This is a genomic window from Deinococcus deserti VCD115, assembly GCF_000020685.1.
GTDB classification, from domain to species: domain Bacteria; phylum Deinococcota; class Deinococci; order Deinococcales; family Deinococcaceae; genus Deinococcus; species Deinococcus deserti.
In genome coordinates this window covers 1438758-1463179 of record NC_012526.1, presented here as the reverse complement: position 1 = coordinate 1463179, position 24422 = coordinate 1438758, and the positions used below count along the sequence as shown (strand labels likewise).

Sequence of the window (24422 nt, the reverse complement as noted above, 5' to 3'; positions counted from 1 at the left end):
GCCAGTTTGACTTCTTCTTCCCGAAAGGCGACTGGAATCAAGTGGCGCCCGGAGGAAGCCCTCTGGATCCGCCCAGACCCGGCTGCCATGTACCCTGAAGGTACGCTGAATGGTTATACTTTTACTCAGTACAAAATTCCGGACATCATCCACCCGAGGAGACCGACTTGCTGCCGCTTGAGCATAAAATTCTGTTTTTCGTCTTTGCACTGATTGCCGGTGCGCTGGGCGTCTGGGGCTTTTACCGGCTCTACCTGCGCATCCGCCGCGGCGCACCCTCCACCGAAACGCGGGTCAATAACCTGCCGGCCCGAATCGGCTACGCCATCATGACCAGCCTGACCCAGGAGCGCACTTTCCGCAAACGCCGCTGGGTCAGCGTGCTGCACTCGTTTATCTTCTACGGGTTCACGTATTACCTGCTGGTCAATGTCGTGGACGCCCTGGAAGGCTATTTCCCTTTCAGCATCACTTCGGATAATCCCCTGGGCGCCGCCTACAACTTTCTGGCGGACCTGCTGAGTGTGGCGGTTCTGGTCGGGGTGGTCAGTCTGGTTGCCCGGCGTCTGTGGGGCAAGAGCCGGCGTGACTTCCAGTTCAACGAAAAAAGCCTGCTTCATCCACTGGTCAAGCAGCGCTACATCCGGCGTGACAGCCTGATCGTCTCGGGATTCATTGCCTTTCACGTGGGCAGCCGCCTGATTGGCAACGCGGCCAAGATGGTCGAGGAAGCCCGTCTGCACGGCGGGCAGTACGACGCCTTCCAGCCCTTTTCCAGCGCCCTGGGATCTGTGCTGTTCGGTGGGCTGAGCGAGCAGGCCATCACCGGCTGGCGCATCTTCGGCTTCTGGGGGGCCCTGGGCAGCATCCTGGCCTTCCTGTCCTACTTTCCGTACAGCAAGCACATTCACATCTTCATGGCGCCGCTTAACTACGCCCTCAAGCGCCCGGTCAACACCGGAACCCTGCCTCCCATGAAGGGGCTGGAAGAGGCCATGGAGCAGGAAGAGCCCCGGCTGGGTGTGGAGAAGCTTGAGGATCTGGAGTGGCCCCGCCTGCTTGACGCCTACGCCTGTATTCAGTGCAACCGCTGTCAGGACGTGTGCCCGGCCAACGCCACCGGCAAGGCGCTGAGCCCGGCTGCGCTGGAAATCAACAAGCGGATGGAACTCAACGTGATCGCCGCGCATCCCAGCCCCTTCACGCTGAAGCCGGCGGCCTTCGAGACCGGGGCGTCAACGGCTCACCCGCTGCTCGAGTACGCCATTAGCGAGGAAGCGGTGTGGGCCTGCACCACCTGCGGCGCCTGCATGGAAGTCTGCCCGGTGCAGGACGAGCAGATGCTCGACATCATCGATATCCGCCGCCATCAGGTGATGGTCGCTGGCGAGTTCCCGGCGCAGCTTCAGACGGCTTTTCGCGGTATGGAGCGTGCCAGCAACCCCTGGGGCATCTCACGGGACAAGCGTATGGAATGGGCCGAAGGCCTGAAGGTCCCCACCATCGACGAGAACCCGGAGCCGGATGTCATCTACTGGGTTGGCTGCGCGGCCAGCTATGACCCCGGTGCCCAGAAGGTTGCCCGCGCCTTCGTGCAGCTGCTCGACAAGGCCGGCGTGAACTACGCCGTCCTGGGCAAGAAGGAAGCCTGTACCGGCGACAGCGCCCGCCGGGCCGGGAACGAGTTCCTGTACCAGCAGCTGGCCCAGGAAAATGTCGAGACCCTCAATCAGGTGGCGCCCAAGCTGATCGTGGCAACCTGTCCGCACTGCATGAACGCCATCGGTAACGAGTACCGCCAGATCGGCGGGGATTACCGCACCGTTCACCACACCGAGTACCTCGAGCAGCTCGTCACCCTGGGGAAGCTGCCGCTGGCCGAGCTTGACCAGAACGTCGCCTACCACGATCCCTGCTACCTCGGGCGTCACAATGGCGTGTACGACGCGCCGCGCACGCTGATTACCAAAATGGCTGGCGAGGTGCTGAGCCTGGAGCGCGAGCGCGAAAGCTCCTTTTGCTGCGGTGCCGGTGGCGCCCAGTTCTGGAAGGAAGAGGAAGAGGGCCGCGAGCGCGTCAGCGACAACCGTTTCCGCGAGTTGCAGACCCGCCTGGACCGTGCCGCAGAAGCCAGCGCCGAGTTCGAGCAGACCGGCAAGGTCGTTGCTGTGGGTTGCCCTTTTTGCAAGTCCATGATGAACTCCACCCCCGAGAAGGCCAAACGGGACGATATCGTGGTCAAGGACGTGGCCGAGCTGATGCTTGAAAGCGTTCAGCGGGCCACAGGTGAATGGGCAGCCCCCACGGCTGCCCCCGGAGCCGACGACGTTGCTGTTCCCAACACGCAGACCCCCATGGAACGCACCCATGAGACTCCTTCGGCCGACGCCCCGCAGGGGGTACTGGGCACCACCAGCGCCGAAACCGAGAATGCTCAGCCGGGAAGCCCGCTGGACAACGCGCATACCCAGCCTGAACCCCAGGCTGCTGCGCCCAGTCCCCTGACCAGCCAGGGAGACGCCCCAGTCAGAAAAAGCTGGAAGCCTAAGCCCAGCGACGACGTCAGCGCCGCGCCAGTTCAGCCGGCTCCTGCGGCGACAGAGCCAGACCAAGCGAAACAGGCCCAGGCTGAAGTGGCATCAGCGCCCGGTGACAGTGCCCCGGCCCGCAAAAGCTGGAAGCCCAAGTCCAGTGATGATGTCAGTTCCTCCCCGGTGCCGGTGACCTCTGAGCCCGCCGTGCGCAAAGCCTGGAAACCTAAACCGGCGGCTGACGTCAACCCCGCGCCTGCAGGTGAAACTGCGCCTGCCATTGACGTTGCGACGGCCACGCCAGCGACCGCGGAACCGGCGCGCAAAGCCTGGAAGCCCAAGGCTCCTGCGGGAGCTGAGCCTGACGGTGTCGTCAAGCCTGGACCGTCTCCCATAGAAACCTCCCCGCAGGCTGAAGCATTGGCTCCGGTGCCGGGTCCTGTCGCTCCGCCGGCCTCTTCCGGTGAACGGCGCAAGTGGGCACCCCGGACCACTGCTTCGGTTCAGCCGCAGGAACCTGTCAGTAGTTCGGATCCGGGGTCCCAGGAACCCGGGGTTCAGAACGCCGATACGTCGCCTGCGAGCGTTGAAACTACTGCCACTGCTGCTCCGGCTGAGAGACCCAAGTGGACACCTAAAGCACGCGCGGGGAACGCACAACCAGCTGCCGAAGTGACGGTTCAGGCTGAGCCAGCGGAGGCGGAAGTTGAGTCACAGGCTCTACCGGCCCTGGAGCCGGAGCCGGCACCCGACAGCCAGGCCGCGTCGGGCCGCAAGAAGTGGCAACCCAAGAAGAACTGATCAACTCACATGCCGCGCCGTTTTCTGATAAACGGCGCGGCATTGTGTTCAGGTTTTCTTCATGTCCAGACTCACGGTAGTATTGGAGATATGACCATCGCCATCGTCACCGACTCCACCAGTGACCTCAGCCCGGAACTGCTGGATCACTACGGTATTGTCAGCGTGCCCCTGTATGTGCTGTTTGACGGCAAGATGCACAAGGACGGCATTGACCTGACTCCAGAGGAGTTGTTTGCCGGTCTTAGGGCGGGGAAAAAGACTCCAAGCACCAGTCAACCGAGTCCGGCTGAATTTGCTGAGGTGTACCGCCGGGTGCTCGAGTCGGCAGAGCAGGTGCTGAGTATCCATATCAGTGGCCAGCTTTCGGGCACGGTGGGCAGCGCACGCCTGGCGGCGCAGGAATTCGGAGACCGCGTCACGGTGGTGGACAGCGGTTCGGTCAGCATGGGTCTGGGTCTGCGTGCGCTGCGTGCTGCAGAACTGGCCCGTCAGGGACACAGCGTGCCGGACATTGTGCAGACCCTGGAGCGAGTGGCCCGTCAGGCTGATATCCGTTTCACCGTAGGTACGCTGGAATTTCTGAAGCTCAATGGCCGTATCGGGGGCGCCGCTGCACTGCTCGGCGGAATGCTGAACATCAAACCTGTGCTGGTGGTCCGTAATGGGCGGGTCGAGTCCGGCGGCCGGGTGCGCGGACACAAGAAGGCAATCCAGGACATCGTGGATTATGTGCGCAAGTACATCGACACCCACGGCGGCGCGCGCGTGGCGCTGATGTCCACTGTGGAGGGCGAGGCTTTTGTGGAAGAGGTCCGCGCAGGCCTCAGCGGGGTCAGGTTCGACGATCTGGGCAACCACAAGATCGGTGCGGTTGTCGGCACGCATGCCGGCCCTGGTACAGTCGGCGCTGTCATGGAACCAGTCACCGTCTGACGTGAAGGCTCTTGTTCTGACACTGGCTCTGCTGGGCCTGTCCCTGACTGTCGGTGGCTGCCGGAAGGCGGATCTCGGCTCGGCACACTCGCCGTTGGTGCTGGAACGCCAGGTCCTGCCTGAGACTCCTGATCTGCCCAAGTCCGCTCCGCTCCGTGGTCCTGACGGCTGTCTGAACAGCGCCCCGGCGGTCACCAAAGCTCCACCGCCGCCGTTGCACCTGAGTGGGCGACTTGGACTATGGGTTGCTGAGGTGGACCCGGTCACGCTGGCCCCGGTCAGGGCAGTGGCAACCAATCCCGACCGCGTGTTTCCGCTGGCCAGCACCTATAAGCAGGCGGTGCTCTGGGCGGTGCTGCGGGAATTCGACGCCGGCCGGATCTCACCGACCGAAAGGTTCGACGTGACCCGTCAGAACCAGAGCCTGGGAGGCTATCCCTACGACGGCACCAGCCTGCGCGATCTTTCCATGCGCATGATCCGCTTCAGTGACAACACCGCCACTGACATTCTTCACCGGCGGGTTGGTCTGGACAGGGTACAGGCTGTGGCTGACGGGTTGGGCCTGTGCCATACGCGCCTGATCCTGCCCACGCGTGACTGGTGGGTCGCGCAGGTCGGCCTGTCTGAAACCTTTAACGGCACAACGCGCTGGGCATCCGCCAGGGGTGAGGACCGCCTGAAGCTGGCCATGCAGATTGACCGGGACGCCCAGGCTTACCGCTCCGATTATCTCCAGCGGAGGCTCGACGATTATTTTGAGCAGCGGTATCACCCCGACGATGACCTGCGCGTGCACAATCTCAGCACGCCATACGAATTGGGAACCCTCCTGGCGCACAAGTTTCTCAAGCCCGGCCTTTCCCCACGCGCCCAGAAGTGGCAGCACGAAGTGATGGCCAGCGGTTATGGCCGTTCAGCGCTTCGAGTTCACCATGCTGGGAATGTCGCTTCCTTTGGAGGAAAGGGAGGAAATGGCTGGCGCATCCTGACCTACAGCGGCTATTTCCAGACCAGAGACGGACGTCACGTGGTCTACGCCTTTATGCAGCATGGAGCTGATCAGCCCTACACCATGCCGCTGACCAAGCGTGCTTTCGCCTGGATCAATGCGGGCGTGGACGCTGTCCTGAGCCGCCAGAATTCCATGATGAGCAAGGCAGCGCAGGACTGACAGGCGACCTGGGCGCAGGCAGATCCGGGATTTCAGCCTTCAGCAGCGCTGCGGGTCAGCTCCGCCAGGATAGCCGCGTCCAGTCGGGCACGCGCCTCCGGGTAGGGTGCGTCAATGCTGGCGCCTGCCGCCGGCACATGTCCGCCCCCGCCCAGGGCTACGGCCACGTTCTGTGCACTGACGTTTCCCCGCGAACGCAGGGAAAGCTTCACCCGGTGGCCATAGTCCTTGATCATGACTGCAAGTTGTGCACCTTCGGCATTGCGCAGCATCGACACGTAGGATTCGACCTCTTCCCAGCTTGCTCCTGCGCGGGCGAGCATCTCCTCATCCACCCTGGCCAGGACCACGCGGCCGTCGTGCAGGAACTCCAGCCCTCCTAACACCTCACGCAGCAGCAGGTAATAGGTTCTCGGGTTCTGACTCAGCTGGTCACTGAGCCATCCCAGGCGGGCGCCGTGGGAGCGCAGACGGGCAGCGGTTTCAAAAGCCTCGGGAGTCACACTGTTGAACCGGAAATTTCCGGTATCGGTGATCATGCCCAGCATCAGCGGAGTAGCGATGGCCTCTGACCACTCCACACCCAGAGCATCGATCACGTCCGCCACGATCATGGCAGCAGCAGGCTTGGCCGGATCGACCACACCTGCCGTGGCCTGCCGCAGATTCGTGCCGTGATGGTCAAGGTTGACGACCGGACCGGAAAAGGTGCTCAGGTCACCTCCAGCTACCCGGGCGGCGTCATTATTGTCCACATCCAGTACGGCCAGTAACGCGCCTTCGGGCCACGAGGTCAGCGGTTCGCTCAGTTCCCCCAGCCCGGGCAGGAAGCTCAGGTAGCGCGGCACGGTCATCGGTGCAATGACTTCCCGGCCCATGGCGCGCAGGGCCCGGGTCAGTCCGAGGACGCTGCCCAAGGCGTCGCCATCAGGATTCTCGTGCGCCACCACGACGATCGGCCCAGGGTGCAGGCGTAACAGCTCGGCGGCGCTACGAACTTCCTTGGCATAGTGAGGGCTGGAATCGTTGTGGGCAATCACCCGGCGAGTATAATCGTGCGCTTCCAGGTTCCTTGGCCTTGCCCACGCTATGCTGGCGGGTGTGTCTGTCCGCCTGAACCTTGCTGCGCTGACCCCCGAGGAACTTGCGGCCCTGTTCGGTGAGGACGGCGCGCAGTTGCGGCTTCCGGAAGTCAGCCGCGCACGCCTGGAACAGCGCGCCCTGGCGGGGCCTGTGCTGAATACGACCTTCGAAGCCCAGCCGCTGGAAGACCGTTCCTGGGGTGCCACCCCCGAGCAGTCCCGGGCGCTGGGTTCCCATGACGCGCAGCTGCGCGCCTGCGGTGCTACGCCGCTGGGAGTGTTTTATCTCCCGCTGGTCAGCGAGGTTCGTCATGCCAGGGCGTACCTGCTGGAGTCAGATATCGCCGTCTCGTTGCGCTGGAGCGAAACGCCCGAGTCGTCCCGGACAGCCGTGGCTTATCTGGAATTCCTGTCGCTGCTCCGGGACCGGGCCAGTGGCTCGGCCTGTGTGCTTTCCATCAGCAATTCCCGGGCAGTAACTCCGGCCCCCAGCGAGGAGGTGGATCTACATCAGCATCCTGGTGCAGGCGCCGAAGAACTTCTGGCTGCGCACCGGCAGCATGTGCTGCGCCATGGCCGGGCACAGAGGCTTATGACCACGGATGCCAATGGCTGGATGCGGACGTGGCAGACGCTTCATACCCTGAACGTTGCGGCCTGGGCCCGGCGTGGACTGCTGCTCGAGGACCCCGGCACCACCGGTACGGCTGGATGACGACTGGGTGGCCGTCTGCACAGCCGCTGAGTGCTGCTGGTCTGCCTGAGGAACAATGCCTCCCATGACCGATTCCAAGTTGCCGACCCGCCATGTGGCCTTTGACTGGGGTGGCGTGTTCACCGTGGGAACCTTCGACGGCCGCAGCACACAGAACCTCGCTGACCTGACAGGAGTTCCCGTAGAGCGCGTTCGTGAAAGCTACTTCCGTCACGTGCGGCAGCTGGAAGTGGGCGCCTGGACCCTGCCGCACTTCTGGACCGTCATGCAGGAGGAAGCTGGCCTGCCGCTCCCTTACGGTGATTTCGAGGCCCTCTACCTGGGCAGTGTGCTGGATAACCTGCCGATGTACGACACCCTGGCCGCCCTGCCTGCTGAAGTGCAGGTTGGTCTGCTCAGTAACAACTATCCGGTGGTCAGCGACCACCTGCGGCGCGACGCCCGTTTCGGCCGGTTTGACGCCCTGGTGTTCAGTAATGAGATCGGTCATAAGAAACCCGCTCCTGAAGCTTTTGCAGCTCTGGAAGCGGCCATGGGAGTACCAGCCTCTCAGGTGGCCTTTGTGGATGACGTTCAGGAGAATATCGACGCAGCCAACGCGGCAGGATTCTATGGACTGCTCTACCACCATGATCATCACGCCGACTTCGAGGCGCGGCTAGGCGAATGGCTGAACACTGCGCCACCCGTGCGGTAACAAGGAAGTTTTTCGGTGACCGGGGCTCAGCCCCGGTTTTTTATGAGCCTACACTCGGTGGTGTACCTGTCCTTCTGGTGTACTTCTGTGATTTTCGTGTACACCACCTATCTGGAGACTATTGACCAAGCACAATAGTCACAACCGAAAGAGGAGGCACACCCCGAATGACGCAGACGACCCTCACCCGCATACAGTACCAGCCGCACCCCGACGCGGGCCGCGTGCTGACCGCAGGTGCCCTGGCATTCCTGGACGAACTCCATACCCGTTTTGATGCCCGTCGCCGTGAACTGCTCAAAGCCCGTCAGGAGCGCCAGCAACAGCTCGACGCCGGCGAGCTTCCTGACTTCCTGCCGGACACCGCCCACATCCGGGCTGCTGACTGGAAGATCGCGCCGTTGCCCGCTGACCTGCTTGACCGCCGCGTTGAGATCACCGGTCCGGTGGACCGCAAGATGGTAATCAACGCCCTGAACAGCGGGGCCCGCGTGTTCATGGCCGACTTCGAGGACGCCAACAGCCCCACCTGGGCCAACTGCATCGAGGGTCAGGTCAACCTGATGGACGCAGTGCGCCGGACCATTGCTCTGGAACAGGGCGGCAAAAGCTACCGTCTGAATGACACGACGGCCACCCTGCTGGTTCGCCCCCGCGGCCTTCACCTGGAAGAAAAGCACGCCACCCTGGGCGGTGAAGTTCTGTCAGGAAGCCTGTTCGACTTTGGGCTGTACGCCTACCACAACGCGCAGGAGCGCACCACCCAGGGAACGGGGCTGTACTTCTACATTCCCAAGCTGGAATCCCACCTCGAAGCGCGCTGGTGGAACGACGTTTTCACCTTTACGGAAGAGACCCTCGGCCTGACGCGAGGCACCATCCGCGCCACCGTGCTGATCGAAACCATCCTGGCTGCCTTCGAGATGGACGAGATTCTCTACGAGCTGCGCGAGCACAGTGCGGGTCTGAACTGCGGGCGCTGGGATTACATCTTCAGCTTCATCAAGAAGTTCCGCAGCCGGCACGACAAGATCCTGCCAGACCGCGCCGTGGTCACCATGGCCACGCCCATGATGCAGAACTACAGCAAGCTGGCCATCCAGACCTGTCACCGGCGCGGCGCCCCGGCAATCGGCGGCATGAGCGCTTTTATCCCGGTCAAGAACGACGAAGCGGCCAACGAACGTGCCTTCGCACAGGTTCAGGCCGATAAGGAACGCGAAGCCACCAACGGCCACGACGGCACCTGGGTCGCCCACCCCGGCATGGTCGCGCTGGCTACCGAAGTCTTCGACCGCCTGATGCCCGGACCCAACCAGATCGACAGCGGCAAGCAGGCAGACCTGAAGATCACAGCTGCTGACCTGCTGACCCCTCCTGAAGGGCACATTACAGAAGGCGGCGTCAACACCAACGTGGACGTCAGCATCCAGTACATCGCCGCCTGGCTCGAAGGACGCGGCGCGGTGCCCATCCACAACCTGATGGAAGACGCTGCTACCGCCGAGATCAGCCGCGCGCAGCTGTGGCAGTGGGCACATCACGAACAGCGCACCGACGAAGGCACGCCCATCACCCCTGAAGGCCTGACCCGCCTGATCGACGCCCACGCCGCGCGCCTGAAGGCTGAACAGCCCGGCCGTGAGGACCGCATTTCCGAAGCTGCCACTCTCCTCAAGCGCCTGGTGACCCAGGAGCAATTCGAGGACTTCCTGACCCTGCCCGGCTACCAGCACCTGGCCTGAGCGCCACCGCCACTCTGACCCAGTTCCTTGCCCTGACGGCAAGGGGCCAGCCTCTCATACCCCAAGGAGCCCACCATGACCTCTACCCCCCGCACGCCCGCCGAAATCCTGGAGAAGACCTGGAAAACCGAAGAACGCTGGCAGGGCATCCGCCGCAACTACAGCGCCGATGAAGTCGTCCGTCTGCGCGGCAGCCTGCCCATCGAGCACACCCTGGCCAAGCACGGCGCGAACAAGCTGTGGCGCCTGATGAAAGAGGAGCCCTTCGTCAACGCCCTGGGCGCCCTGACCGGCAACCAGGCCATGCAGCAGGTCAAGGCGGGGCTCAAGGCCATCTACCTGAGCGGCTGGCAGGTTGCCGGTGACGCCAACAACGCCGGGCAGATGTACCCCGACCAGAGCCTGTACCCCGCTTCCAGCGTGCCGGACGTGGTCAAACGCATCAACAATACCCTGCGCCGCGCCGACCAGATCCAGCACAGCGAAGGTAAGCACGACATCGACTACTTCGTGCCCATCGTCGCTGACGCCGAGGCCGGCTTTGGTGGGCCCCTCAATGCCTTCGAGCTGATGAAGGCCATGATCGAGGCGGGCGCCGCCGGCGTGCACTTCGAAGATCAGCTGGCCAGCGAGAAGAAGTGCGGTCACCTGGGCGGCAAGGTGCTGGTGCCCACAAGCCAGTTCATCCGGACCCTGAACGCTGCGCGCCTCGCCGCCGACGTCAGTGGCGTGCCTACGGTCCTGATCGCCCGTACCGACGCCGACGCTGCCAACCTGCTGACCAGTGACATCGACGAGAACGACCGGCCCTTCACCACCGGTGAGCGCACGCCAGAGGGCTTCTACTACGTCAAGCCCGGCATTGAGCAGGCGATCAGCCGCGCCCTGGCCTACGCCCCCTACGCCGACGTGATCTGGTGTGAGACCAGCGTGCCCAACCTGGAAGACGCCCGGCGCTTTGCAGAAGCTGTGCACGCCCAGTTCCCCGGCAAGCTGCTGGCGTACAACTGCAGCCCCAGCTTCAACTGGAAGAAGAACCTCGACGACGAAACCATTGCCAAATTCCAGGTGGAACTCGGCAAGATGGGCTACAAGTTCCAGTTCATCACCCTGGCTGGTTTCCACAGCCTGAACATGAGCATGTTCGATCTCGCCTACGGGTACGCCCGCAGCCAGATGAGCGCCTTCGTGGAACTGCAGGAGCGCGAGTTCGCTGCGCAGGAACGCGGGTTTACGGCCATCAAGCACCAGCGCGAGGTCGGCACCGGCTACTTCGACCTGGTCAGTACGGCAGCCGGCGGCGGCCAGAGCAGCACAACCGCCCTGGCAGGCAGCACTGAAGCAGAGCAGTTCGGCAAGGAGCTGGCTGGCGCGCACGACTGACCCCAACCCATCAAGGCAGCCTCCGGCTGCGCCATGACCGCCCAATAGGGGAGAGCCTTCACCGGCTCTCCCCTCAGGCGTGTATCGGATCAGCCTTCAAAGGCTTCAGGTCCTCACTTGGGATGGGTTGGTCTACGCTGCTTTTCATACTCCTTAGCTATGTCTTTGCGCCTCCTGTTTGTCAACGGAAATGAGACAGGGACCGTGAGGCAGAGACACTATTCGATGAAATTGGCGCGGGAAATGACCTCGCAGACTGCCACTGTGTGGAACAGGCATTTCTGACTCTCCGGGGCCCCGAGAGCCCGTGGCCTGATGTGGTTGTCCTTGATATGAATCCGTCAGGCCTGGATGGGTTGAGCCTTCTGGCAGCCATCAAGAGTGATCCCCAGCTGGCTCACCTGCCAGTGGTGATGCTCTCCGATTCCGGGCGTCCAGACATTGTGCAGCCCTACACTCTTCGTGCCACCGCCTGCATCGTCAAGGCCCCAGAAAAGTTAATGGTTGTTCGGCAGACAATGCGCTGGTGGACTTCTGGAAGCTGTGCCGGGTAATAGGCAAGCCCATCAGAATATCTGCGCATTGACCCGGTTACCAGCGACCCGGTTCGGTGGTCTGGCAACATCCTGAACTCGCGGCGCTTATTCTCAGATGAAGCGTGGCTGGCTGCGCCCATTCTTGAGGAAACGTCGACGTTTGGAGGGGGGACGGCCGGAAGCTCTCCTTTGTTTGGTCAAACCCATGGAATTCTCAGGGCGCCTGCGCAACACAATGACGCTCTATGAGGCCTACCCTGCGCATTCTTCTTCTGGAGCCAGATCCTGGTGATCTGCTGCTGGTGCAGGAAGCCCTGTCCCGACATCCTGCGGTGGCTGTGACTTGCTGTCAGTGCGCTGCCGATGTGCTCAGTGCCCTTCGTGATCCGGACCTTACCCTCCCACACCTGATTCTGATGGAGCCTTATCTGCCCAAAGAGTCCGGTGTTGACCTCATCCGTACAATAAAAAACGATCCCAGGTCAGGATTTATTCCCCTGATCGCACTGTCCAGCGTTGATGACATGGCATCGGTTGCTCTGGCTTACAGCCTTGGAGTGAGTTCTTACGTATTGAAACCCTCGACCTACAAGGACTTTGAAGCAAGGCTTGACGCCATGCTGAACTTCTGGCACTTCGCCGGTCAGCATCTCCCGGTCGCCCAGTAGGTCAGTCACCAGCAAGCCCCGGTGAACCATTTATGGATTGCCGTCCGGAAGGGATTCATCCGCCCTGGCACATGAAGGTAGTAAGACAACAACCTCTACAGTCAGAGCTATGTCTTTCCTTCCTACCGGGCGTCCTGCAGATCAGGCGAGGAATGCCCCAACAAGCCTGAGCCAGGACCTTCTGGAACTACTGGACCTGATCAACGGAATCGTCTGGGAAGCGGATCCTGAGACTGGCCGCAACACCTTTGTCTCTGCGATGGTCGAGTCTCTTCTCGGCTATACGCAGAGTGAATGGACGACTGCTCCCGGCTTCTGGGAGGACCGGATCCATCCCGACGACCGGGACCGAGTCCTGGCAGAAACCGACCGGCTCATTGGAATCGGCGCACCATATGAACTTGACTACCGCCTTCAGGCCAGCGACGGGCGATACGTATGGATACGGGACCGCATTACCCCGAGGTTCGATGAAAGGGGGCGGATGGTTAAGCTCGGCGGCGTCATGATGGACATTACGGCACAGAAGAAGACGGAAGACCAGCTGCGATCAGCGCATGACCGGTTGGCCAAAGTATTCTCTGCCAGTCCGGTGGGAATCGGGCTTACCGGCCTTCAGAGCGGGCGCGTCATGGACACCAATGATGCCCTTCTCGAGATCATCGGCTGCTCCCGGGAAGCTTTTGTAGGCAGTGGTCTGGAGCAGGTCGATCCATGGGTCAACCCACGGGACCGGGACGAGATCGTTCAGGGGCTCAAGGAGGGCGGCAGCGTACGTGATTTCGAGAGCCAGCTGCATCACTTCCCTACCGGCGAACTGCGGGATGTGCTTCTGTCTGCCGAACTGCTGAACCTGGACAGCGAGGATGTCCTGTTGATCATTACTCAGGACATGACCGAGCGCAAGAAAACAGAAGCGGCGCTGTCAGCCAGTGAAGCGCGGTTCAAGGCACTGGTTCAGCACAGCAGCGACATGGTGTCCGTCGTTAACCGCGGTGGCTACATGACCTACACCAGCCCGTCGCTGATCCACATCCTGGGATATCCAGCGGATGAAATGCTCCGACGGCAGGTGATGGATTTTCTGCACCCGGATGAATTCGGAGAAATTCAGGAGGCATTTGCCCAGACGGTATTTGGTGGCCCGGGAACAACGCGTACCCTGACGAGCCGCTTCCAGCATCGGGACGGCACTTACCGGTGGCTGGAGTGGGTGGCCACCAACCGACTCGACGACCCACATGTCCGGGGCATTGTCATGAACTCGCGTGATGTCAGTGAGCGCAAGGCCTCTGAAGAAGCGCTGGAAGAAAGCCGCCGTACCTTCGAAGTCCTGTTTGAGCACTCTCCGGACGCCATCATGCTGATCGATTTCGAGGGCATCATGCCTATTGTGCACTGCAACGAGGTGGCGGCAGTCATGAACGGCTACACCAGAGACGAGCTGATCGGGCAGAGCGTTTACATCACTGTGCCCCATGGGGACACACTCATGGCTGACCCTGCCGCCGATCATCAGTTCCGGGAAAGCGTCCGAGCGCAGGGGCGCCTACGCATGGAGTCCACGCACCGGCGGAAGGACGGCAGCCTCTTTCCGATCGAAATTCACCTTGCCCTGGTCAACATCGGCGGCCGGGAACTGATGCTGAGTATCGAGCGCGATATCTCCGAACGTAAGGCTGCGGAGGAGGCGCTCAGGGCCAGTCAGAGCCGGCTGCTGTCCAGCGAGAAGCTGGCCAGTCTGGGACGCCTGACGGCCGGATTGGCTCATGAGGTCAACACCCCCCTGGCCGCGACCATGAACTATCTGCATGAGGCGGCGCGTCTGGCCCGGGAATACAGGGACTCGGTGGGCGTTTCTGAAGTCACCGAAGACGATCACCGCGAGATTGCCACTGAATTGTGTGGCGCCATCGAGGAAGGGGCCAAAACGGCCGCGCGTATTGGAGAATTCATCCGGAGTATGCGTGGCCATACCCGGGACACCGTCAGTGGTGTACAGGATTTTGACGCGGTGAAAATGGCTTCTGAAACGCTGATTATGGTGGCGCACGAAGCCAGGAGTGCTGGAATCGATCTGTTGCTCGAGCAGCCCAAAAGCCCGGTTGAGTTACGAGGTGAACCAGGGCGCTTTACGCAAGTGCTCACCAACCTGGTGGTCAATTCCGTACATGCCTGTTCGGACAGCGGCCGCCCGAAAGGACAGGTAACGGTCAGCTTTGACACCGATAACGGGCGTACGGTGATGCGGGTGTCCGATACGGGGACAGGCATTCCCGCCGAAATTCTGCCGCGTATCTTCGACCCGATGTTTACGACCAAGGACGTGGGGAAAGGCACCGGCCTGGGGCTGTCGATCATCCACGACATCGTGACCGGGCACTTTCACGGCGACATAGCTGTGGAAACGGAAGTTGGGGTAGGTACGACATTTGTAGTCACGTTTCCACCACTGGCTGCAACATGAGCCCTGCAGTCACAACGTCCTGAATGTCGCAATTTCGAAGGCCGCACAGGCCACCTGGAATTACCGTTGCCAGAGCCAAGGAAAGGGGTGTGATTCAGTTTGCTGGCGTCCGCAGACCAGACCAGAGCCGAACTGACGCTTCGTGCATAACCACCGCTCAGGACGAGTGCTCGACACCGCCAGGATCATGAGAACATGCCCCGCGATCTCATCCAGAGTCGCGGGGCATGTCAGAACAATAGGCACTCAGGTCACCGATTTTTACTCCGCGACAGCCTCAGCCTGTTCTGGCTGTTCCAGTCGAAAGCCATGCGGCAGGAAATCCCTTACTAGACCGCTTAGAATCTCCCCGTCCTGATTGACGCAAACGACCCGCGCATCCGGTGCAAATTCGTAAAGCACCTGACGACAGGCTCCGCATGGGCTGGCCGGAGGGCTGGCTTCCGAGTACACCACGATGTCCGTAAATTCGCGGGCTCCCGCCGTGGCCATGGCCTGGACGGCGCTCTGTTCCGCGCAGCGCCCCAGGCCGTAGCTGGCATTTTCTACGTTGGCGCCAAAGTAGACCCGTCCGTCTGCGGTACGTAGGGCAGCGCCGACCCGGAACCTGCTATACGGCGCGTAAGCCTGCTTGAACGCGGCAACAGCGCCTTCCAGCAGCTGGGGATCTGGCACGAGGTTAAGGACATTGGGGTTATTCATGGACTGAAGTCTCCGGTAGGGTCAGAGGGTCGGTATCTGGGGCTCGTTCGACGCGCACACGGTTGACCCGGCGCTGGTCCGCGTCCTCTACGGTAAAGGACCAACCATTGTGCACGAAATTCTGGCCGATTTCGGGAATATCCCCGAAGTGACTGGTCATAAAGCCTGACAGGGTGTCGAATTCGCCCTCGCCGTCCTCGATGTCACTGTTGATGCGCTCCTCGACCTCATGCACGGTCAGACTGGCGTCCATCAGGTAGATGCCCTCGCCCAGCACTTCAATCCTGGACAGTTCTTCCTCATCGGTCTCGTCGTAGATCTCGCCGACAATTTCCTCAAGGGCGTCTTCCAGGGTCACAAGACCCGAGGTGCCCCCAAATTCGTCCACCACGATACTCAGGTGGCTCTTTTTCTCCCGCATCTTGGCCAGCAGATCGTTGATTTTCATGCTTTCCGGCACGAAGAAGACCGGACGCATGATGTCTGCCAGTGTGGTGGTGTCCAAAGCATCAAGGTGGCTCAGCACATCGCTGGTATGCACGATACCCACAATGTTGTCAGCGGTGTCCTGGTAGACCGGCACCCGCGAGTAGCCATGATCGGCACGCAGTTCCAGCAGGCGCCTCAGGGGCAGTGCGCTGTCGGTGACGACCATATCCACCCGCGGCGTCATGATCTCGCGCACGGTCGTGTCAGAAAGGTCAAACACGTTGTACACGAGTTCCTTCTCGCTGTCTTCGAGCACGCCTTCCTGGCTGGACGCCGAGACGATCATACGGATTTCCTCTTCCGAATAGGCGGTGTGATGTCCGGCCACGCCACGCATGCCGAAAAGCCTGACCACCCAGTTACCCATGGCATTCAGCGCCACAATGGCCCATCGGAACAGCAGGGTAAAGACTCGCAGGGGACGCGTGACAAGCAGACTGACCTGCTCACTGCGCTGCAATGCCCAGGTCTTGGGGGCCAGTTCGCCAATCACGATATGCAGCACGGTGCTGATGGCAAACGCCGTGCCGAAGGAGATGGTTTTGATTTCTCTCTCCGAGAACTGACCCTCTCCGAACAGGGGTTCGATCAGATGCTCGATCGCTGGCTCTGCGACAAAGCCAATAGCCAGACTGGCCATGGTGATGCCCAGCTGTGTGGCAGCGATATACAGGTCGAGGTTCTGCAGGGCCTTCTGCGTCAGGCGCGCGGTCGCATTGCCTTCCTCGGCCAGCTGATCGATTCGGGTGCGGCGTACACTCACCAGCGCAAATTCCGCCGCAACAAAGAACCCGTTCATCAGAACAAGTGCAAACATGGCCACAAGGCCGAAAACGTCATTCATGTGGTGGCGCGCTCCATGCCGCGCCCCGGTGATCCGCAAGGCTCATGCTGCCCACTGCCGCCTGTTGCAGGCGCAGCGTCGGTGACCGGAAAAGACAGAAAACCACAGCAAAAACGCCGCCGTCGGGCGGTGTTCACCGGGCGTCAGAGGAGAGCCAGAACTAGGAGGCTCCATAAACAGACGCCAGTTTATCATGCCCGGCCCTCACAATCATGCCCAAGCCGGCTGGCATCCCGGTAAGACGCTAAGGTAAGGGCTCCAGAATTTTCTTTCGTGCGAGGTGTATTGGTCATGACAGACAGCGCTGTTCTTCCCACCACATTCCAGGCCCTGCGGGTATTTAAGGACGCCCAGGGCACTGTCCAGGCCGAGCGGCAGACCCTGCCTGTCGCTGATCTGCCCCAAGGCGAGGTCACCGTACAAGTGACCCACTCAAGCCTGAACTACAAAGACGGCATGGCGGTCGCCGGGCGCCCCGGGATCCTGCGCCGCTATCCTATGACCCCGGGCATCGATTTTGCAGGCACTGTTCTGCAGGACGAAAGTGGTACCTATTCCCCTGGTGAGACCGTCATTGTGACGGGGTGGGGCGTAGGCGAGCGCCACGATGGAGGCTACGCGACCCTGGCACGCGTTCCGGCACGCTGGATCGTACGGGCGCCGGAGGGCACCGATGCATTCTGGGCCATGTCGGTCGGAACGGCTGGATTTACCGCCATGCTGGCGGTGATGGCCCTTGAGGACCAGGGGTTGAAAGCTGGCGAGGTCCTCGTGACGGGGGCAGCCGGAGGCGTCGGGAGCACGGCTGTGGCCCTGCTGGCGCGCGCAGGGTATGAGGTGACGGCCAGCACCGGCCGCTTGGAAGAGGCCGACTATCTGACGGGCCTGGGTGCGCGCCACATCATTGGCCGCGAGGAGATGCCTGCGCTGAAACGTCCCATGGAAGGCGAGCGCTGGTCGGGCGTGGTGGACACGGTGGGGGGAGCCACACTGGCGGGCGCCTATGCCTCGACCCGCACTCACGGTAGCGTGGCGGTCTGTGGACTGGCGGGAGGGGCTGAGCTGAACACCACGGTTTATCCCATGATTCTGCGCGGCGTGAATCTGCTCGGCATAGATAGTGTGACCTGCCCGACCGAGCGGCGCGAATCCGCCTGGGCCCGGCTGGCCCACGAGCTGCCTGCCGCGACGCTTGCTCCCATGACCCAGGAACGCGGCCTGAGCGAACTGCCTGCTCTGGCGCAGGAAATTCTGGCTGGACGGGTCCGGGGCCGAACTGTGATTGATGTGACTAGGTAAGACTCAAGGCGGGTGCCCAGCCTGATATGCAGATTCACAGGTGCACTACAGAGGGGGTGACCGTAGTCTCGTCACCCCCTCTTCCATAACCCGGACCTTATTTGGGTTCCAGGGTTCCCAGCTCGACTTGTGGAGTATCCGGGCCAAGCTTAACCGTACGCTCGTCACGCGGCTCATGCGTTTCGCCGTAGATCTGGTTGCGGTCGCGGTCCCGTCCGCCGACGACCCGGAAAGTGCCGTCGCCCAGGTATGCCTCAAAGCGCCCGAGATTGTCCAGCCTGGGCTGGAACACAAATCCCCGGGCGTTCTGCAGCCGCAGCCCCAGCGTGTCGCTGATGGCAGGAGCGCCAAGGGCCGCAGCTGCGTTGACCATGCCAAAGCCGAACTGGTCATCCCGGCCCTGCGCTCCAAGGTCGGTGGCCGTCGCAGTCAGGCGCGCCAGGGTGCCGGCCGCGTCACTGGTCACGCCCTTGCTCAGAAGCAGCGCTGCGAGCGCCGAGACCTGAGGGGTGGCCTGGCTGGTGCCGGACATGGCTTCGTACTGAGGCTCGTTCTTGACATAGTCCCAGCCGGTGGAAAACACCATGTCCGGGAAGGCCTTGTTGTTCAGGAGCCCGCCGTTGAATACGTCAGAAAACTGGTCTGTTCCGCCAGGAGCGCTCAGCTGCACTTCGGGATAGGCATTGCTGTAAGACGCGTGCCTGGGAGCACTGCCCCCGGAAAGGGTCACGCTGCCCACGGCCACGGCGCCGGGACAGGCAGCCGGGTAATAGGGTGTGGTGCCGTAAGCGTTCCCGGCGGCGACGAAGACCAGCGATCCAGCCGACTTCGCTGCATGCACAGCGTCGCACAGGGGGCGGGCTTGCTCGGCTGAAATGGCGCCCCCCAGGCTCAGGTTGATGACCTGTGCCCGGCGGGGATTGGTGTACGTGACGCCGCCGATCAGGGTCGGGAGGCCAGCTGCATAGTTGAGGGCCTGGACGATATGCTCCACCGTGGCGTCTCCGGTGGCGTCAATAGCCCGGATGGGCAGCACCTTGACCGGCGCGCGGTAACTTGCTCCCACCACGCCAGTGCCGCTGCACCCCGCACAGTTGCCGGCATTCTCGCCCCAGCGGGCGACAATAATTCCGGTGACATGGGTACCATGGCTGCCCGTGCTGCGCCCGCTTACGCTTGGATCGGTCGGATCGGTGTCAACGCCGTCGCCGTCGCCGTTGTCAGGTTCGTTGAGCACATCCAGGGCGCCTTCTGCTGGCCCCCATAGCTGCCCGGCCAGATCCGGGTGGTCGAATCGCACCCCACTGTCTACGACCGCAACTGTAACTGCACGGTTGTACGTGCCGGACTCCATGTCACGCCACACCGCCGGGTATCCCATCAACTTGAAAGGCCATTGAAGCGGCGCATACTGGTCAGTGGGTTCCAGGGGCGCTGCAAGTGCCTGACTGGTCTGCTGGATATGAAGGACCGCATTCGGCACCGCATATTCCACTTCTGGATTCTGCCGCAGGGCGCGCAGAGCGGCGGCCTGGTCCGTGACCTTCAGAGCAGCCAGTCCTCCATTGAGGCTGCGCGCCGACTGCACCGTGACTCCAGCCCTGCTGAGCACCTCGCGACTCCGGGTGGCAGGTGACTGCGCCGCTGACTGTGCGACCAGATCACTCGAAGACACGCGGTCACGGTACTTCACCAGAATGCCGCGCGCTTCGGCCGGGCGGGCGCGGTTGATGGGGGAGGTCACCAGGGCCTGTCCGCTTATTTTTGCCGTGTCGGCGACTCGGCCCGTCATGCGGTACTGGTCGGCACTTACCGTGATCGTGGCCCTGGTGCGCGTCTTATCCGGAGCCGTTAGTTCCAGAATAACGGCTCCGGTCAGTTTGGCCTGATCTGCAGCCAGAGGTGTCGCTTTGCTGCGGTCGGCCGCGACCGCAAGCCTGATCTCTCCGGTGCCGGACGTGGGGGTTACGCTCAGCCAGGCCGGCTGGTCAATAACCTGCCAGGAACCTGAGTGTGCCGCCTGCACCGGAGCACTGAAGCCATAACCCAGATTTACGCTGGCTGGAAGCGAGGCGCTCGGTGGCTGCGGAGCAGGCGGCTGAGGCGCCGGTGGTTGCGGAGCAGGGGGTTGCACCACTGGTGGTTCAACGATTGGTGTTGTGAAATTGTCCGTACACGCGGCCAACAGCAAGGGCAACGTCAGCAGAATCGGCCAGGAACCAGACAATTTTTTCATTTGGGATCAGCATGCCGCACGCGGGCTGATGGATGATGAATGATTCCTGTTTCTGAGGCATAGTTTTACCCGTTGAGGCTGGCACAATGTCGGGCGTGCCCAGTGGACGAGTTCATAACCTCATCAATATTGCGGCCTATAGCGTACTGGCCGGCGCGGTCCTGGTTGCCTCCAGGCAGGACATTCTGAGTATCACGCCGTCGCAGGCCCTTTACTTCACCCTGGCCTTTGCTGTGGGAACCTTCCTGCTGTCTCCTGACCTTGACCTCGCCGAAGGGAAAGTAGACAGCAAGCGCCACTGGGGAGTGCTGGGCGTACTGTGGGTGCCCTATGGCATGCTGTTCAGCCACCGGGGCCTGTCACACACCTGGTTGGTGGGCCCACTGACCCGGCTGGCCTACCTGGCCGCACTGCTGGCGCTGATTGTCGGTCTGCTGCGGTACGTGGCGCCGTCCGTAACCGTCCCGGCCATTCCACAGCCCATCAGTGTCAAGGTCGTGGCTCCTTTAATTGCCGGGTACTATCTCAGCCAGTGGCTGCACCTGATCGCCGACGGAGTGCGCCCCGACCATGGCATGCGGCGCGGCTTGAAAAAACTTCGCAGACGCTAGTGGAGGCCAGGCAGGGATCAGCTCAGTTCAAGCAGGTCCCGGTGGGCCAGACCCCGGCTGTGTGCTGCGCGCCAGGCGCCCCGCGCGTCCCCCGCCGACACGCGCGCCATGAAGGTCGTGTCTCGCGCCAGGGTGGTCAGCACCCAGAAGTCTCCCCAGACCTCCATGCCCCAGGTGCTTCGCATGGCCTTGGCTGCCGCGACCCATACCGGCTCGGACAGGTGTTCAAGCGGCGCAATAAAGTGCAGCTCGCCGTCGGTGCCTGGAGTTCTGGCCACTTCACGGCGGTAGGCATCCTGCTCCCGGCGGCTCATCTGCTCCCAGGTTCCCGACGCGCAGTACCGGGCTGGAAAGGCACTGAATGTGTCCCGGCAGCGCGTGGGGCGGGCGTCGTATTCGCTGCATGCTCCCGTCTCCCGGTCAAGCAGCGGGCAGAAGCCCACTTCGTCACGGTGGCGCCGCACATATTCTTCGTCATTCCGCGCCGTTCGGGCGTTGGCCAATGCGGCTCGGGCATGATTCTCGACTGCTCTGGCTTTGGCGGGATCAAGCGCATCAGCGGTAATAAGAGCTTCTGCCAGACTGACCCGGATTGGCATATTGCAGCATGCGAAGCAGCCCGCTCCGCAATACACCTTGCCACCACGGGCCTGATACCCCTGGAGCCACTGGCCAGCCTGGCGCGCGTAGCGTTCATACCCCCGCCGGACCGGGGCCGTAACAGCTGCGTGCGGGCCGCTGGTGGTGAGGCGTGCAGAGGACGTCATATAGAGCAGGGTACCGCGGGTATACTCGGTGAACCGTGTTCCGACGCCCCAGAACCCCCCAGCCAACGGCGCCTGTCACAGAGGCCCGTAAGCCCACGTCCACGCCGGCCGGGGGTGTGCCGGACGCAACGCGTGTGCTGAACGACCTGCTGGCCCGCCCAAGCCTCGAAGGCATTCTTGAAGGTGCTCTGCTGCACGCCAGCACTCTGTTGGGCGGTGACATGCGTGGATACGCCATTCTCCGCCGTGGACAGGACAAGGTCGCCGGGGTCTCCGGCTATCCAAAAGCCCTGATTGGTACGGCTCTGAGCGGACCGTGGAGAGCCATGAAGCCCTGCATGCTGGCCGACGGAGCCAGGGAGCTGTACGAGTCCAATCCTGCAGAACTGCACAGCACGCTTGACACCTGTGGCATGAAGGACGTCCGCCTGACGCTGGTGGTGCCCCTGAGTGACCGTGGTCGGGCACTGGGCGCCCTGGTGCTTGACCGGACGTCATCTGAAGGGGTTTCGCCGGCGGCTCAGGAAGCGGTAAACCGGTGGGGAGCGGCCGTTGCGCCGTTAATAGGTGTGCTGGAAAGCCGTGAGGAATGGAAAGCTGCAGCCCGGCAGATCACCGCCTCGGTGGTCGAGGCGATTGAGAGCCAGGATTTTGATGCGCTGGGACATGGTAAGGCGGTGGCGGACCTCAGTGTTGCGCTGGGCCGCGCTGTCGGGCTGGTTGGACGGGACCTGGATGAGCTGTGGTTCGCAGCGACCATGCACGACCTGGGTAAGATTCATGGCGAGACCGCACACGCCCAGGTTGGGGCCAACTTTCTGCACGACGTGCCTCTCATGAACGAGGCCCAGAAGGCCATCCGCCATCATCACGAACGTTGGGACGGTCAGGGAGAACCGGGACGTCTGGCGGGGGAGGACATTCCGCTGTATGCGCGGATCCTGGCGGTGGCCAATGCCTACGTCCGGCTGGGTGACCTGGAGCGCGTCAAAGCCCAGGCTGGCAAGGGTCTTGACCCCAAGCTGGTGGCTGCGCTGGAGAAACTGCCGCAGTGACTGCATTTACACTCGTGCGTGCGGCCGGGTTCGGGAGCAGGGTTTGACCCTGCGCCCGGCTTCCACCGGGGAAAGCGCCGCGCCGCGCTTTCCTCACCTGGAAGCGCGCTTTGGGCCACTCACGCCGATGGACTCCGGAATGCAGAGCCGGGTCTATGCCACACACGACGGACAGGCTGTAGTGAAGGTTTTTCGCAACCATCAGGGGCATCATCGCCTTGAGGCTGACAACATGCGCCGCGCCGGCATGGGGCAGTGGGTGGTCGACGCGGTGGAGGCGGACGGCGTTGAAGCCCTGATTCTGCGGCGCTTTCCGGGGCGGCCTCTGCGGACTGCTGATATCCCGGCGGCACTGCCGGAGCTGCGCCGGATTGTGGGGTCCCTGCACCAGGAGACCCGCGGACGTGTCGATCTCCGGCGGGTCCAGGAGCGGTTGCGCCGCTTTCGCAGTGCGTTGGCCGCCTACCCACTGGAAGACCTGTTCGAGGCGGTGGAACTTCCCCTGGAGCGTGGTGAACTCGATCAGCCTGCGGCGTTCTGCCATCTGGACCTGTGGCATGACAATATCCTGGTCGCTCCTCATGACGGCTCGGTTCTGGTCATCGACTGGACCAAGGCGGCCTGGGACGACCCCCTGCGGGACCTGGCTCTGCTCAAGACCGGCACTTTGGATCTGCTCGGCGCTGACGAGAGCCTGCAGGCCGCGCTGTCCTTTCTGCCGGCGGCCGACACTGGCACGCTGCGCCGGTACCGCGCCTATCTGGCCCTGACAACCCTGCATGACCTGTACTGGTTCCTGATGAACGAGCCCTACGAGTTCGAGGGCGAACGGGCCCGTAAGGTCCCCCGCGCGCGACACGCACTGGCCAGACTGCCGCGCTGAGCCTCCCGCCCCGCTCAGCGTTATGGTGAAGCCATGGTTACGGTCGTTGCCCACCCTCTGTTGCAGCACAAGCTCTCGCTGATGCGTGATATTCACACTGGTGTCAAGGAATTCCGCGAGCTGGCCAGCGAGGTCAGCCTGCTGCTGGCCTACGAGGCCATGCGCGACCTCGAACTAACTCCGCAGCGCCTGACGACCCCACTGGTCGAAGCTGACTTTCCGATGCTCAGCGGAAAGAAACTGGCCCTGGTGGCCATTCTGCGCGCCGGCCTGATCATGACCGACGCCATCGTGGACCTGGTGCCGGCCGCCAAGGTGGGGCACATCGGCCTGTACCGTGATCCCCAGAGTCTGAAGCCGGTTGCGTACTACAACAAACTCCCAGCCGACATTGCCGAGCGCCGGGTGTTTCTGACCGACCCCATGCTGGCTACCGGGGGCAGTGCCAGCGCCGCCATTCAGAGCCTCAAGGACGCGGGCGCCCAGTCCATCAAGCTGATGTCGATCCTTGCCGCGCCCGAGGGCATTGCAGTCATCGAGCGCGATCACCCGGAGGTCGAGATCGTGGTTGCTGCTGTTGACAGCCACCTCAACGAGCACGGGTATATAGTCCCGGGCCTAGGAGACGCGGGCGACCGGATCTACGGCACCAAATGATCTGACTGCCTGACGTGTGCTTCTTTGGGACGAGGCACCCGGACGCGACAACCTTTAGACTTCAATCAGGGAATAGGGGAAGGCCGTCAGGGCTTTCTCTGATGTGCCCGTGCCGTCTGCCGTCCGGGCAGACGTGGAGGTAAT

General features: G+C 62.4%; 20 protein-coding genes. 15 read left to right on the top strand and 5 right to left on the bottom strand.

Annotation, left to right across the window (positions count from 1 at the left end; translation table 11 throughout):
- Positions 1-167: 167 nt before the first annotated feature.
- The 3 genes from DEIDE_RS06945 (at position 168) to DEIDE_RS06935 (ending at position 5442) form a co-directional block, all read left to right on the top strand.
- A complete protein-coding gene (locus tag DEIDE_RS06945) occupies positions 168-3332 on the top strand; it encodes a (Fe-S)-binding protein (protein WP_012693238.1) in 3165 nt (1054 codons plus the stop codon).
- A gap of 90 nt (positions 3333-3422) precedes the next feature.
- Entirely contained in the window at positions 3423-4268 is an 846-nt protein-coding gene (locus DEIDE_RS06940; RefSeq protein ID WP_012693237.1) for a DegV family protein, read from the top strand.
- A gap of 1 nt (position 4269) precedes the next feature.
- Positions 4270-5442: a serine hydrolase gene (locus tag DEIDE_RS06935; protein WP_012693236.1), complete on the top strand. Its 1173-nt coding sequence runs from the start codon at positions 4270-4272 to the stop codon at positions 5440-5442.
- A 32-nt stretch (positions 5443-5474) separates the two neighbouring features.
- Here DEIDE_RS06935 and DEIDE_RS06930 read toward each other — a convergent pair whose 3' ends face one another.
- Positions 5475-6482, bottom strand: a complete 1008-nt coding sequence (locus DEIDE_RS06930) for a DHH family phosphoesterase (RefSeq protein WP_012693235.1) — start codon at positions 6480-6482, stop codon at positions 5475-5477.
- A gap of 61 nt (positions 6483-6543) precedes the next feature.
- On the opposite strand from DEIDE_RS06930, the gene DEIDE_RS06925 reads away from it, so the two are divergent.
- The 7 genes from DEIDE_RS06925 (at position 6544) to DEIDE_RS06895 (ending at position 14735) form a co-directional block, all read left to right on the top strand.
- The gene (locus DEIDE_RS06925) at positions 6544-7239 is read left to right on the top strand and encodes a hypothetical protein (protein WP_242402880.1); all 696 of its coding nucleotides are present in this window, start codon (positions 6544-6546) and stop codon (positions 7237-7239) included.
- Between the two features lie 64 nt (positions 7240-7303).
- Positions 7304-7936 carry an HAD family hydrolase gene (locus tag DEIDE_RS06920; protein ID WP_012693233.1) on the top strand — a complete coding sequence of 211 codons (633 nt, stop codon included), beginning with the start codon at positions 7304-7306 and terminating at the stop codon, positions 7934-7936.
- 167 nt (positions 7937-8103) lie between these two features.
- Complete coding sequence (aceB, locus tag DEIDE_RS06915; RefSeq protein WP_012693232.1) at positions 8104-9681, top strand: malate synthase A; 1578 nt, start codon at positions 8104-8106, stop codon at positions 9679-9681.
- 75 nt (positions 9682-9756) lie between these two features.
- Positions 9757-11064, top strand: coding sequence for an isocitrate lyase (aceA, locus tag DEIDE_RS06910; RefSeq protein ID WP_012693231.1), 1308 nt, complete (start codon positions 9757-9759; stop codon positions 11062-11064).
- 266 nt (positions 11065-11330) lie between these two features.
- Entirely contained in the window at positions 11331-11618 is a 288-nt protein-coding gene (locus DEIDE_RS19855; protein WP_049760450.1) for a response regulator, read from the top strand.
- A gap of 227 nt (positions 11619-11845) precedes the next feature.
- Positions 11846-12268 carry a response regulator gene (locus DEIDE_RS06900; RefSeq protein WP_012693230.1) on the top strand — a complete coding sequence of 141 codons (423 nt, stop codon included), beginning with the start codon at positions 11846-11848 and terminating at the stop codon, positions 12266-12268.
- 109 nt (positions 12269-12377) lie between these two features.
- On the top strand, positions 12378-14735 hold the full coding sequence (locus DEIDE_RS06895) for a PAS domain-containing protein (protein ID WP_041227160.1): 2358 nt from the start codon (positions 12378-12380) through the stop codon (positions 14733-14735).
- A 261-nt stretch (positions 14736-14996) separates the two neighbouring features.
- On the opposite strand, the gene cdd is transcribed toward DEIDE_RS06895, so the two are convergent.
- Together cdd and DEIDE_RS06885 are read right to left on the bottom strand one after the other, a co-directional pair.
- Positions 14997-15437 (bottom strand): cytidine deaminase, encoded by a 441-nt coding sequence (cdd, locus tag DEIDE_RS06890; protein WP_012693228.1) that lies wholly within the window; start codon positions 15435-15437, stop codon positions 14997-14999.
- Complete coding sequence (locus DEIDE_RS06885) at positions 15430-16770, bottom strand: hemolysin family protein (protein WP_012693227.1); 1341 nt, start codon at positions 16768-16770, stop codon at positions 15430-15432. The genes cdd and DEIDE_RS06885 overlap by 8 nt, the downstream gene beginning before the upstream one ends.
- A 291-nt stretch (positions 16771-17061) precedes the next feature.
- Between DEIDE_RS06885 and DEIDE_RS06880 the strand changes: the two genes are divergently transcribed.
- Positions 17062-18069 (top strand): MDR family oxidoreductase, encoded by a 1008-nt coding sequence (locus DEIDE_RS06880; RefSeq protein WP_012693226.1) that lies wholly within the window; start codon positions 17062-17064, stop codon positions 18067-18069.
- 97 nt (positions 18070-18166) lie between these two features.
- Here the strand turns inward: DEIDE_RS06880 and DEIDE_RS06875 are convergent, their stop codons facing one another.
- Positions 18167-20305 (bottom strand): S8 family serine peptidase, encoded by a 2139-nt coding sequence (locus DEIDE_RS06875; protein WP_012693225.1) that lies wholly within the window; start codon positions 20303-20305, stop codon positions 18167-18169.
- A gap of 95 nt (positions 20306-20400) precedes the next feature.
- Between DEIDE_RS06875 and DEIDE_RS06870 the strand changes: the two genes are divergently transcribed.
- A complete protein-coding gene (locus tag DEIDE_RS06870; protein ID WP_193589552.1) occupies positions 20401-20916 on the top strand; it encodes a metal-binding protein in 516 nt (171 codons plus the stop codon).
- A gap of 17 nt (positions 20917-20933) precedes the next feature.
- Here the strand turns inward: DEIDE_RS06870 and DEIDE_RS06865 are convergent, their stop codons facing one another.
- Positions 20934-21683 carry a YkgJ family cysteine cluster protein gene (locus DEIDE_RS06865; RefSeq protein WP_012693223.1) on the bottom strand — a complete coding sequence of 250 codons (750 nt, stop codon included), beginning with the start codon at positions 21681-21683 and terminating at the stop codon, positions 20934-20936.
- Positions 21684-21718: 35 nt separating this feature from the next.
- Between DEIDE_RS06865 and DEIDE_RS06860 the strand changes: the two genes are divergently transcribed.
- Genes DEIDE_RS06860 through upp form a run of 3 tightly spaced genes read left to right on the top strand, consistent with a single transcriptional unit; the run spans position 21719 to position 24278 of the window.
- Positions 21719-22738, top strand: a complete 1020-nt coding sequence (locus DEIDE_RS06860; RefSeq protein WP_012693222.1) for an HD-GYP domain-containing protein — start codon at positions 21719-21721, stop codon at positions 22736-22738.
- A 43-nt stretch (positions 22739-22781) separates the two neighbouring features.
- Entirely contained in the window at positions 22782-23621 is an 840-nt protein-coding gene (locus DEIDE_RS06855) for an aminoglycoside phosphotransferase family protein (RefSeq protein ID WP_012693221.1), read from the top strand.
- Between the two features lie 33 nt (positions 23622-23654).
- On the top strand, positions 23655-24278 hold the full coding sequence (upp, locus tag DEIDE_RS06850) for a uracil phosphoribosyltransferase (RefSeq protein WP_012693220.1): 624 nt from the start codon (positions 23655-23657) through the stop codon (positions 24276-24278).
- The last annotated feature ends 144 nt before the right edge of the window (positions 24279-24422 follow it).

Excerpts from the sequence above, each read along its gene's own strand:
- DEIDE_RS06940 (WP_012693237.1), top strand. The coding sequence starts at position 3,423 with ATGACCATCGCCATCGTCACCGACTCCACCAGTGACCTCAGCCCGGAA.
- DEIDE_RS06920 (WP_012693233.1), top strand. The coding sequence starts at position 7,304 with ATGACCGATTCCAAGTTGCCGACCCGCCATGTGGCCTTTGACTGGGGT.
- aceB (WP_012693232.1), top strand. The coding sequence starts at position 8,104 with ATGACGCAGACGACCCTCACCCGCATACAGTACCAGCCGCACCCCGAC.
- aceA (WP_012693231.1), top strand. The coding sequence starts at position 9,757 with ATGACCTCTACCCCCCGCACGCCCGCCGAAATCCTGGAGAAGACCTGG.
- DEIDE_RS06900 (WP_012693230.1), top strand. The coding sequence starts at position 11,846 with ATGAGGCCTACCCTGCGCATTCTTCTTCTGGAGCCAGATCCTGGTGAT.
- DEIDE_RS06895 (WP_041227160.1), top strand. The coding sequence starts at position 12,378 with ATGTCTTTCCTTCCTACCGGGCGTCCTGCAGATCAGGCGAGGAATGCC.
- cdd (WP_012693228.1), bottom strand. The coding sequence starts at position 15,437 with ATGAATAACCCCAATGTCCTTAACCTCGTGCCAGATCCCCAGCTGCTG.
- DEIDE_RS06885 (WP_012693227.1), bottom strand. The coding sequence starts at position 16,770 with ATGAATGACGTTTTCGGCCTTGTGGCCATGTTTGCACTTGTTCTGATG.
- DEIDE_RS06880 (WP_012693226.1), top strand. The coding sequence starts at position 17,062 with ATGACAGACAGCGCTGTTCTTCCCACCACATTCCAGGCCCTGCGGGTA.
- DEIDE_RS06875 (WP_012693225.1), bottom strand. The coding sequence starts at position 20,305 with ATGAAAAAATTGTCTGGTTCCTGGCCGATTCTGCTGACGTTGCCCTTG.
- DEIDE_RS06865 (WP_012693223.1), bottom strand. The coding sequence starts at position 21,683 with ATGACGTCCTCTGCACGCCTCACCACCAGCGGCCCGCACGCAGCTGTT.
- upp (WP_012693220.1), top strand. The coding sequence starts at position 23,655 with ATGGTTACGGTCGTTGCCCACCCTCTGTTGCAGCACAAGCTCTCGCTG.